The sequence below is a fragment of the Micrococcus sp. KRD096 genome, from assembly GCF_017168495.1.
Lineage (GTDB): Bacteria > Actinomycetota > Actinomycetes > Actinomycetales > Micrococcaceae > Micrococcus > Micrococcus luteus.
On record NZ_JABFAY010000016.1, the window covers coordinates 32,485 to 42,789 of the forward strand.

At 73.8% G+C, this 10,305-nt stretch carries 10 protein-coding genes; 3 read left to right on the plus strand and 7 right to left on the minus strand.

Annotated features, from left to right (window positions below; genetic code table 11):
- On the plus strand, positions 1-2,444 hold a 2,444-nt coding region (locus tag J1M41_RS07300), incomplete at its 5' end, for a cation-translocating P-type ATPase (RefSeq protein ID WP_241247829.1).
- Between the two features lie 57 nt (positions 2,445-2,501).
- On the opposite strand, the gene J1M41_RS07305 is transcribed toward J1M41_RS07300, so the two are convergent.
- Complete coding sequence (locus tag J1M41_RS07305) at positions 2,502-2,915, minus strand: DUF4259 domain-containing protein (RefSeq protein ID WP_036316745.1); 414 nt, start codon at positions 2,913-2,915, stop codon at positions 2,502-2,504.
- Positions 2,916-3,026: 111 nt separating this feature from the next.
- Between J1M41_RS07305 and J1M41_RS07310 the strand changes: the two genes are divergently transcribed.
- The gene (locus J1M41_RS07310; RefSeq protein WP_020624655.1) at positions 3,027-3,584 is read left to right on the plus strand and encodes an SRPBCC family protein; all 558 of its coding nucleotides are present in this window, start codon (positions 3,027-3,029) and stop codon (positions 3,582-3,584) included.
- Between the two features lie 149 nt (positions 3,585-3,733).
- Here J1M41_RS07310 and J1M41_RS07315 read toward each other — a convergent pair whose 3' ends face one another.
- Both J1M41_RS07315 and J1M41_RS07320 read right to left on the minus strand, forming a co-directional pair.
- Positions 3,734-4,051 (minus strand): putative quinol monooxygenase, encoded by a 318-nt coding sequence (locus J1M41_RS07315; protein WP_020624654.1) that lies wholly within the window; start codon positions 4,049-4,051, stop codon positions 3,734-3,736.
- Entirely contained in the window at positions 4,048-4,488 is a 441-nt protein-coding gene (locus J1M41_RS07320) for a hotdog fold thioesterase (RefSeq protein ID WP_206451455.1), read from the minus strand. Before J1M41_RS07320 ends, J1M41_RS07315 begins: the two co-directional genes overlap by 4 nt.
- Before the next feature lie 182 nt (positions 4,489-4,670).
- Here J1M41_RS07320 and J1M41_RS07325 point away from each other — a divergent pair, with 182 nt between their 5' ends.
- Positions 4,671-5,462, plus strand: a complete 792-nt coding sequence (locus J1M41_RS07325; protein ID WP_342214081.1) for an alpha/beta fold hydrolase — start codon at positions 4,671-4,673, stop codon at positions 5,460-5,462.
- A 154-nt stretch (positions 5,463-5,616) separates the two neighbouring features.
- Here J1M41_RS07325 and adhP read toward each other — a convergent pair whose 3' ends face one another.
- The 4 genes from adhP to J1M41_RS07345 form a co-directional block, all read right to left on the minus strand.
- Positions 5,617-6,648, minus strand: a complete 1,032-nt coding sequence (adhP, locus tag J1M41_RS07330) for an alcohol dehydrogenase AdhP (RefSeq protein WP_192593772.1) — start codon at positions 6,646-6,648, stop codon at positions 5,617-5,619.
- A 53-nt stretch (positions 6,649-6,701) separates the two neighbouring features.
- Positions 6,702-8,225 carry an aldehyde dehydrogenase family protein gene (locus J1M41_RS07335; protein ID WP_206451456.1) on the minus strand — a complete coding sequence of 508 codons (1,524 nt, stop codon included), beginning with the start codon at positions 8,223-8,225 and terminating at the stop codon, positions 6,702-6,704.
- Between the two features lie 122 nt (positions 8,226-8,347).
- A complete protein-coding gene (locus tag J1M41_RS07340; protein WP_206451457.1) occupies positions 8,348-9,775 on the minus strand; it encodes a helix-turn-helix domain-containing protein in 1,428 nt (475 codons plus the stop codon).
- Complete coding sequence (locus J1M41_RS07345; RefSeq protein ID WP_036316759.1) at positions 9,772-10,203, minus strand: DUF779 domain-containing protein; 432 nt, start codon at positions 10,201-10,203, stop codon at positions 9,772-9,774. The genes J1M41_RS07340 and J1M41_RS07345 overlap by 4 nt, the downstream gene beginning before the upstream one ends.
- Positions 10,204-10,305 lie beyond the last annotated feature (102 nt).

The window sequence follows — 10,305 nt, forward strand, 5'->3', positions numbered from 1 at the left end:
CCTCCACCCCGGCCGGCCCGCAGTCCGAGACCACCCGCCGCGTCGACCTGGACATCACCGGCATGACCTGCGCCTCGTGCGTGGGCCGCGTCGAGCGCAAGCTGGGCAAGCTCGAGGGCGTCACGGCGTCCGTGAACCTGCCGCTCGAACAGGCGACCGTCACCGCGCCCGCCGGCGTCTCGGACGAGGAGCTCGTGGCCGCCGTCGAGAAGGCCGGGTACGGCGCCACCGTGCGCCGTCCCGCCCCGCCGGCCGGACACGCCGGACACGCCGGGCACGCGCACACCTCCGAGCACGGCGAGGAGCATGCCGCGGACCATGACGGCGTGGACCACCACGACCACATGGCCCACGGTCCGAGTGAGGACGTGCTCACACCGCGCCTGATCGGCGCGGCGGTGCTGACGGTGCCGCTCGTGCTGATCTCCATGGTCCCGGCGCTGCAGTTCCCGCACTGGGGCTGGGTCGCGTTCGCCCTGGCGGCGCCCGTGGCGCTGTGGGCGGCGTGGCCGTTCCACTCGGCGGCGTTCCGCGCGGCCCGGCACGGCTCGTCCACGATGGACACCCTCGTGTCCCTGGGCGTGCTCGTCTCCTTCTCCTTCTCGGCCGTGGAGCTGATCCTGGCGCCGGACATGACCGCCCACGTGGGCGGGACCATGGCGGAGATGGCCCACCACAGCCTGTACTTCGAGACGGCCGCGGTCATCACCACGTTCCTGCTGCTGGGCCGCTGGCTCGAGGCCCGCGCCAAGCGGGAGGCCGGCGCCGCGCTGCGGGCCCTCCTGGACCTGGGCGCGGCCCAGGCCACCCTCTACGACCCCGAGACCCACGACGAGCGCACGGTGCCCGCCGAGTCCCTCGCGCCGGGCGACGTCGTGCTGATCCGCCCCGGCGAGAAGGTGCCCACGGACGCCGAGGTGCTCGAGGGCACCTCGGCCGTGGACGCTTCCCTGCTCACCGGCGAGTCCGTGCCCGTGGAGGTCGGCCCCGGGGACGCCCTCACCGGCGCCACCCTGAACACCTCGGGCCGGCTCGTGGCCCGCGCGACGCGGGTCGGCTCGGACACGACGCTCGCCCAGATGGGGCGGCTCGTCTCCGAGGCGCAGACCGGCAAGGCGCGCGTGGCCCGGTTGGCCGACCGCATCTCCGCCGTGTTCGTGCCGATCGTGCTCGGGATCGCCGTGCTGACCTTCGCGGTGTGGATGATCGTGACCGGCGACCTGCCGTCCGCGCTGCGCGCCGGCGTGGCCGTGCTCGTGATCGCGTGCCCGTGCGCCCTCGGCCTGGCGACCCCGGTCGGCCTGCTGGCCGGCACCGGCCGCGCCGCGCAGCTGGGCATCCTCATCCGCGGCCCCGAGGTGCTCGAGGACTCGCGCACCGTGGACACGATCGTGCTGGACAAGACCGGCACCGTGACCGAGGGCCGCATGGCGCTGGCGGACGTGCTCGTCCTCGACCCCGCTTTCGTGGCCGAAACGGGCGCCTCCCGGAGCGCTTTCGTTGACGAAACGGCGCCGGACCAGGCCGCCGACGTCCTGCTGACCCTGGCGGCCGCCGTCGAGCGCGGGTCCGAGCACCCGATCGCCCGCGCGATCGTGGCCGGCGCCGAGGAGCGCGGCCTGACCGTGCCCGGCGTGGCGGACTTCGCCTCCACGGCCGGCGGCGGCGTGTCCGGGCTGGTCGCCCTCCCCCACGACGACGGCGCACCCGGCTCCGGCGCGCACGGCGCCGCCGGCCCGGATCCGGTCCGCGTGGCCGTCGGCCGCGGCTCCGTCCTCGAGACCGCCCTCGACGGCGGCATCCTCGCCGAGCACCGGGCCGCGTTCGAGGCCGCGGAGCAGGCCGGCGCCACGGCCGTGTGGGTCGCGGTCGGCGGCCGCGTGGCGGGCGTCCTGTCCGTCCGGGACACCGTGAAGGACACCTCCGCCGACGCGATCGCCCGCCTGCGGCAGATGGGCCTGCGCCCGCTGCTGGTGACCGGCGACAACGCCGCCGTCGCCGCCCAGGTGGCGGAGGCCGTCGGGATCCCGGCCGCGGACGTGGTGTCCGGCGTGCGCCCCGAGGACAAGGTGGACGTGGTGACGCGCCTGCAGTCCGAGGGCGCCGTGGTGGCCATGGTGGGCGACGGCGTCAACGACGCCCCGGCGCTCGCCGCGGCGGACATGGGCATCGCCATGGGCTCGGGGACGGACGTGGCCCGCGAGGCCGCGCAGATCACCGTGATGGGCGACGACCTGCACCAGGTGGTCCAGGCGCTCGACCTGAGCCGCCGCACCCTGGGGATCATCCGGATGAACCTGTTCTGGGCGTTCCTCTACAACGTGCTCGGCATCCCGGTCGCGGCCCTGGGCCTGCTCAACCCGATGATCGCCGGCGGCGCGATGGCGGCCTCGAGCGTGCTCGTGGTGCTGAACTCGCTGCGGCTCACCCGCTACGCGCGCTGAGCCGGGGCGGGGCCGAGCGCGGACCGGTCGGGGGTCCACCCCTGCCCGGCCGGCCGGTCAGGGCAGGCATTCGCGGGAGTACTCGAGCCACTGCTCGAGCTCCCCGGACTCCTCCCAGAGCTGGTAGAGCTCGGAGCAGGAGGGCTCGCGGATGACCACGCCGATCAGCTCGCGCAGGGTCTCGACGTCCTCGTCCGAGAACTGGTCGATGAAGGCGGTGAGGTCCACCTCGTCCGTCTCCGCGTGCTCGAGCAGGGCCTCGAGGTCCGCGTGGTCCTCGTTCCGGGCGATCCGCACGAGCGCCCCGAGGGTGAGGAGTGCGGCGCCCTGGCTCGCGGTCAGGTGGCCCTCGTCCTCGTCGCGACGGAAGTTCTTGCGGAACTCGTCCAGGTCGAAGGTGCCGTCGAGGACCTCGTCCACGATGTCCAGCGCGGTGTCGTTCTGGAAGACGTTTCTGCCCCATGCGCCCATGACCTGACCCTAGGCCCGGGGCGGGCCCCCGGCAAGAGTCCTGTGGTGTCCCGCCGAGGGGTGCCGTCGCCTCCGCTTCCGGTGTCCGCGGCGGTTCCTAGACTGGGCGGCATGAGCACCGAGCCGACCCCCTCGTCCGCCACCCCCGAGACCGAGTCCGCCGCCGCGCCGTCGTCGTCCGGGCTGCCGCAGGCCGCCCCGCAGGCGGCGTGGCCCGAGCGCGTGGAGACCGGCGAGCACCAGGTGTCCTACCGGGTCACCGTGGCCGCGCCGGCGCACGAGCTGTGGGCGATGCTCGCGGACCCGCACCGCCATCACGAGGCGGACGGATCCGGGACCGTGCGGCCGAAGGTGAGCGGGCCGCACCGGCTGGCCGTGGGCGACCGGTTCCGCGTGGCCATGCGAAAGTACGGGGTGCCGTACACGATGACGCTGACCGCCACCGCCGTGGACGAGGACGAGCTCGTGGAGTGGGCCCACCCGGGCGGACACCGGTGGCGCTGGGCGTTCCGGGACAACGGGGACGGCACCACCGAGGTCACCGAGACCTTCGACTACTCGTGGGCCCGGCCGGCCGTGCGCCGCGCGTACGAGCTGCTGCGGGTGCCGGCGGACAACGGGCGGGGCATCCAGTCGAGCCTCACGCGGTTGGCCGGCCGTCACCTCTGAACCGACCGCGTCTCAGTCGGCACTTTCGTTCGGGAAACGGCGGCGTGTCGGGCACTTTCGTTCGGGAAACGGTCGGCCCTCGCGCCGTTTCTCGAACGAAAACGCGCCGGGGACCGCCGTTTCCCGAACGAAAACGGGGGGTGCGGGGGTCAGACGGCGGACCAGTGGGTCGCGGCCGGCGGCTGCGCCAGGTGCGGGGTGACGAGCGCACGCCACGCGAGGAACGCGTCGGACTCGCGGAAGGCCACGGTGTGGTCCTCGAGCGTGCGCCAGCCGATCAGCAGCCGGTAGCGCGCCGGGTCCTCCACCTGCCGGGACAGCGCGAAGGACGTCGCGCCCTTGTCCCGGAACAGCGGCTCGGCCTCGGCGACAGCGGCCTCGAACGCCGCCTCCGCTCCCGCGGCCACGTGCAGCTCCACCGACTCGACGACCGGCCCGGCCGTCGTCGCGTCCTGCCCGGCGCTCATGCGTGCACCCGCGGGCTCGTGGCGTGGCCGGTGAACCAGGCGACGAGCTGGCCGTCCGCCTCGATGCCGACCTCGATCATGCGGTCGCGGCCGAACTCCACCGACTGGCGGGCGGTCGCCACGAGGTGCGCGCCGAGCCTGGCGGGCGCCACGTAGGTGATCTCGGCGCGCCGGGTGACGGGGGCGGCGCCGAAGGTCGCCACGCAGTACGCCAGCGCCGAATCCGCGAGGTGGAACAGGAAGCCGCCGTGGCAGATCTCGTGGGAGTTCACCATGTCCGCGGTGACGTCGCGGTGCAGCACCACGCGGCCCTCGGCCACCTCGCCGAGGGTGACGCCGTGCTCGCGCACCGCGGGGTCGTTCGCGTAGATCTCCTCGAGGCGGGCGAGGATCTCGTCCCGGCTCCGGCCGGACGAGCTCTGGGGGGTCTCAGTCATGGGCCCATTGTGTCGCAGGTCTGTGTCGCAGGTCGCGCCGCCCCGCGCCTAGGGTGGCGGCGTGACACAGACCGCCTCCACCCCCGTGCGCCTCCGCGCCCACGACGGCTTCGTGCTCGCGGCCCGCCACTTCGCCCCCACGACCCCCCACGACGACGCCCCCGGCCCGACCCGCCGGCGCGGTGGTGATCGCCTCGGCGACCGGGGTGAAGGCCACGTACTACCGGCGCTACGCCGCGTTCCTCGCCGACCACGGGTTCCACGCGGTCACGTTCGACTACCGGGGTGTCGGGGAGTCCCGCGAGCCGTTCGCCGTGGCCCGGCAGGCGCGGTGGGCGGACTGGGGCGCCCTCGACGCGGACGCCGTGCTCGGCTGGGCCCGGACGCACCTGCCCGGCCCCCTCCTGACGGTGGGCCACAGCTACGGCGGGTTCGGCATCGGGCTCGCGGACGAGGCGCGTCACGTGGCCCGGCACGTGGCCGTGGGCGGGCAGCACGCCTACTGGCGGGACTACCGGGCGCGGCCGGGGCGGGCACGGATGTGGGCGCGGTGGCACGCGGCGATGCCCGCGATCACGCTGGCCCGCGGGCACTTCCCGGGGCGGCGGCTCGGCTGGCTCGAGGACCTGCCGCGCGGGGTCGCCCTGGACTGGGCGCGCAGTCGCCGCGACTTCACCGCGAGCGCCCGCACCGCCGCCGGCCTGGACGAGCTGCGCCGTCGTCTGGCCGCGTTCACGGCGGACGCGCTGATCGTGGCGCCCGTCGACGACGACTTCGGCACCGACGCCGCCCTCGACCGCGCGGACGCCTACTCGCCGGGTCGGCGGACGGTGCGCTGGCGGGTGCGACCGGAGGAGCTCGGTGTCGCGGAGATCGGGCACTTCGGACTGTTCCACGCGCGGTTCGCGCCGACCTTCTGGCCGGCCACGCTGGAGTGGCTGCGCGACGGCGTCGCCCCGGCCGCGGCCCGCTGAGGCTCGCGCACCGGAATCGCTGCGGCCCGCCCCGTCCCCGCGACGACGACGGCGGCCGCCCCGGCCCGGGTCTCCGGGCGGGACGACCGCCGTCGCACTGGTGCGCGTGATGTGTCGATACTACCCCGCGCCCAGCCGACGCCCAGGCGACACGTCAGTCCTGCATCGCGTAGTCGATGACGACGCGGCCCTCGATCTTGCCGTGGCGCATCTCGTCGAACACGTCGTTGATCTCGGTGAGCGGGCGGGTGTGGAACGTCGGGTGGATCTTCCCGGCCTCGTAGAACTCGAGTGCCTCGACCATGTCCTGCCGGGTGCCCACGATCGAGCCGCGGATGGTCAGGCCCTTGAGGACGATGTCGAAGATCGGCGCGGGGAAGTCGCCCGGGGGCAGGCCGTTGAACACGATGGTGCCGCCGCGGCGGGTCATCGCGATGGCCTGGCCGAACGCCTGCGGGTGCACGGCCGTGACGAGCACGCCGTGGGCGCCGCCGATCTTCTCCTGGATCTCCACGGAGGGGTCCGCGACGTTCGCGTTCACGGTCAGCTCCGCGCCGTGCCGGGAGGCGAGCGCCAGCTTGTCGTCCGCGACGTCCACGGCCACCACGCGCATGCCCATCGCCACGGCGTACTGCACCGCGATGTGCCCCAGGCCGCCGATGCCGGAGATCACGACCCACTGCCCGGGCCGCACCTCGGTCTGCTTCAGCCCCTTGTACACCGTGACGCCGGCGCACAGGATCGGGCCGACCTCCATCGGGTCCGCGCCCTCGGGGATCAGGGGCGCGTAGCGGGCGTCCACGAGCATGTACTCGCCGAAGGATCCGTTCATGGAGTAGCCGCCGTTGATCTGCTCCTCGCACAGGGTCTCCCACCCGGTGCGGCAGTACTGGCAGTGGCCGCACGCGCCCCACAGCCACGCGTTGCCGACCATGTCCCCGACCTTGAGGTTCTCGACGTCGGGTCCGACCTCCTCGACGATGCCCACGCCCTCGTGGCCCGGGATGAACGGCGGGGTCGGCTTCACCGGCCAGTCACCCTCCATCGCGTGCAGGTCCGTGTGGCAGACGCCCGAGGAGATGAGCTTCACGAGCGCTTGGTGCTGGCCGGGCGTCGGGCGCTCGACCTCCGTGACGTCGGCCTCTGTGCCGAACTGGGTGACGACGGCTGCCTTCATCGTGGTCATGGGGATCACCTTTCGTGGAGTGGGGAGGGGGGTCGTGCGGTGCCGGCACCGGCTCAGAAGAACCCGAGCTTGTCCTCGGAGTAGGAGACGAGCAGGTTCTTGGTCTGCTGGTAGTGGTCGAGCATCATCAGGTGGTTCTCGCGGCCGATGCCGGAGGACTTGTACCCGCCGAACGCGGCGTGGGCCGGGTAGGCGTGGTAGTTGTTCACCCACACGCGACCGGCCTGGATCGCCCGGCCCGCGCGATAGGCGGTGTTGCCGTTCCGGGACCACACGCCGGCGCCGAGCCCGTAGAGCGTGTCGTTGGCGATCCGCATGGCGTCGTCGAAGTCGGTGAACGTGGTCGTCGAGACCACCGGCCCGAAGATCTCCTCCTGGAAGATGCGCATCGAGTTGTCCCCGCGGAAGATCGTGGGCTGCACGTAGTAGCCGCCGGACAGTTCGCCCTCCATCTCGGCGCGGGCGCCGCCGATCAGCACCTCGGCGCCCTCCTGCCGGCCGATGTCCAGGTAGGACGTGATCTTCTCGAGCTGGTCGTTGGAGGCCTGGGCGCCCATCATCACGTCCGTGTCGAGGGGGTTGCCGGTCACGATGCGCGAGGTCCGCTCCACGACGGCGTCGAGGAACTTCTCCGCGATCGACTCCTGCACGAGCGCCCGCGACGGGCACGTGCAGACCTCGCCCTGGTTCAGCGCGAACAGGGTGAAGCCCTCCTGCGCCTTGTCCCAGTAGGCGTCGTCGGCCGCCATGACGTCCTCGAAGAAGACGTTGGGCGACTTGCCGCCCAGCTCCAGGGTCACCGGGATGATGTTCTCCGAGGCGTACTGCATGATCAGCCGGCCCGTCGTCGTCTCGCCCGTGAACGCGATCTTGCGGATGCGCGGCGACTGCGCGAGCGGCTTGCCGGCCTCGAGGCCGAAGCCGTTGACCACGTTGACGACGCCGGCCGGCAGCAGGTCCGCGATCAGCTCGATGAACACCATGATCGAGGCCGGCGTCTGCTCGGCGGGCTTGATCACGACGGCGTTGCCCGCGGCCAGCGCGGGCGCCAGCTTCCACACCCCCATCAGCAGCGGGAAGTTCCACGGGATGATCTGGCCGACCACGCCGAGCGGCTCGTGGAAGTGGTAGGCGACGGTGTCCTCATCCACCTGGGACAGGCCGCCCTCCTGCGCGCGGATCGCGCCGGCGAAGTACCGGAAGTGGTCGATGGCCAGCGGGACGTCCGCGTTGAGGGTCTCCCGGACGGCCTTGCCGTTGTCCCACGTCTCCGCGACCGCCAGCATCTCGAGGTTCTCCTCCATGCGGTCCGCGATGCGGTGCAGCACGAGCGCCCGCTCGGCCGCCGAGGTGGCGCCCCAGGCCGGGGCGGCCTTCCAGGCGGCGTCGAGGGCGACGTCGATGTCCTCGGCCGTGCCGCGGGCGACCTCGCAGAACACCTTGCCCGTCACGGGCGTGACGTTCTCGAAGTACTGGCCCTTGACCGGGGGTGTCCACTCTCCGCCGATGAAGTGCTCGTAGCGGGACTTGAACTCGACCTTGGCTCCCTCGGTGCCCGGGAATGCGTAGACGGTCATGGTGCTGGCTCCTTTGCCTGCGGTTGCCTCGGCGCCGGGTGGCGCCCTGCCGTGGCTGTGACGCTAGTCACAAGGAGGTTGCACGAAGGTTGCGGCCGAGCGCGGGTGAGGGGCGGGCCGAGTCAGGCCAGGTCCCGCTCGATCCGCTCGAGCGTGGCCACGGCGAGCGCACGCCGCGGCGAGTCCGTCGGCAGCAGACGCAGGGCGGCGCCCCAGAGCTCGACGTCGTCGCGGGCCTCGGGGCGGCCCAGGTAGGCCCAGAGCTGGTCGACATCCGCGTCCTGGGCGACGGCCTCGCGCAGCGCCTCCCCCAGCTCCGCGCGGATCGAGGCGACACCGGGGGACGTTGACCGCGGCAGCACCGGCCCGGCCGCCGCGTGCAGCGCACGGTCCAGATCCCCGGCGCGCAGCGCCTCCCGCGCGCACAGCAGGTCCGCGTGCACCTCCCCCACGAGCCGGTACGGCCGGGACAGCAGTGCCACCGGCGCCCCCACGTCCTGCAACGCCCGGCGGAGACGGTGCACCTCGGCGCGCAGCGAGATGGCGCGGGCGGGGGCGGCGCCCGGCGCGGGCCGGGGACCGGCCGTCTCCTCCGGGTACAGCGCGACCTCGAGCTCGGCGCCGGTCAGGCCCGGGCCGTGCCACGCGAGGAGGGTGAGGATCTCGGCGTGCCGGCCGGTGAGCTCGACCCCGTCCAGCGTGGGCGGCAGGTGGCCGGTGACGCGCAGCAGGCCCGCGGCGGCGTCGTGGCGGTGCGGCGCGGCGGCGGGGCTCGGCGCCGGCGAGGCGGACGGCAGAGCCGAGGGGCCCGGCGTCGGGGCGGTGCCGCGGGGACGGCCCCGGGACGGGGCGGGCAGGTCCCGCCAGGCGGCGTGCACGGCGTCCACGGTGGCCTGGAGCAGCGGCAGGGCGAGGTGGCTGACGGCGTCCTCGCCGCCCGTGAGGTCCAGGACCCCGACGAGCCGCCCGGTGGCCGGGTCCGTGAGCGGGACGGCCGAACAGCTCCACGGGTGCACGCGCGGGCTCAGGTGCTCGCCGCGGCTGACCTGCGTGGGGGCGCCGGTCGCGAGGACGATGCCGGGGGCGGAGGTGCCCATGGACGCCTCGGACCAGTCGGCGCCGGCCACGAAGCCCATGGTCTCGGCGTGGCGCACCGCGGTCCGGTCGCCCTCGACCCACAGCAGGTGGCCGCGCGCGTTGCCGATCGCGGCGAGCATCCCGGCCTCGGCCGCGGGGTGGATGAGCATGCGTCGGACCACCGGCAGGGCCACGGCGAGGCGCTGGTCTCGGCGGGCGGCGGCGAGGTCGTCGTCGGAGAGGGTGGCCGGGTCGGTCTGGCCGGGTACCGCGGGGGTGAGGGCGCCGAGGGAGCGCAGCCAGGACTCACGGACCTCTCGCCGCAGCCCCTGCAGGGCGGCGCGCAGGCCCTGGTCTGCGCCGGCCGGAGCGGTGGGCGACGACGGCGCGAGCGACAGGCGGACCGCGGCGAGGGACTCGTGGGCCCGGTCCACGGCGCGTCGGTAGGCGCCGGTGGCGAGGGTCGAGCTCATCCCGAGCCTGCCATCAACCGCGAGCGGATCAGGAACCGCTTGCCCTCGGGGGCCTCGACGGAGAAGCCGGAGCCGCGCCCGTCCACCACGTCCAGGGTGAGGTGGGTGTGCTTCCAGTATTCGAACTGGGCGGCGGACATCCAGAACGGGATCTCCACGGCGGCCTGGTCCCCCTCGGCCGGCAGCGCGAAGGTGCCCAGCAGGACGTCGGCGGCGCCGGTCGTGAAGTCGCCGGCGGGATAGCACATGGGCGCGGAGCCGTCGCAGCAGCCGCCGGACTGGTGGAACATGAGCGGGCCGTGGATCGGGAGGAGTCGGCGGATCAGCTCGAGCGCCGCGGGCGTCATGGCGACGCGGGACACGGTTTCGCCCGGCAGCTCGGGGCGAGCGTCGAGCGCATGCTCCGCCGACGAGGACGGCACGGTCATCGCGACCTCCTGGGGATGGGCGATCGTCGGTCCCCACACCCTAGCCTCCAACGTGATCCACGTCACCCCAGCCGGCGTGGTGGGGGGCGCGGGGGTGGAGAG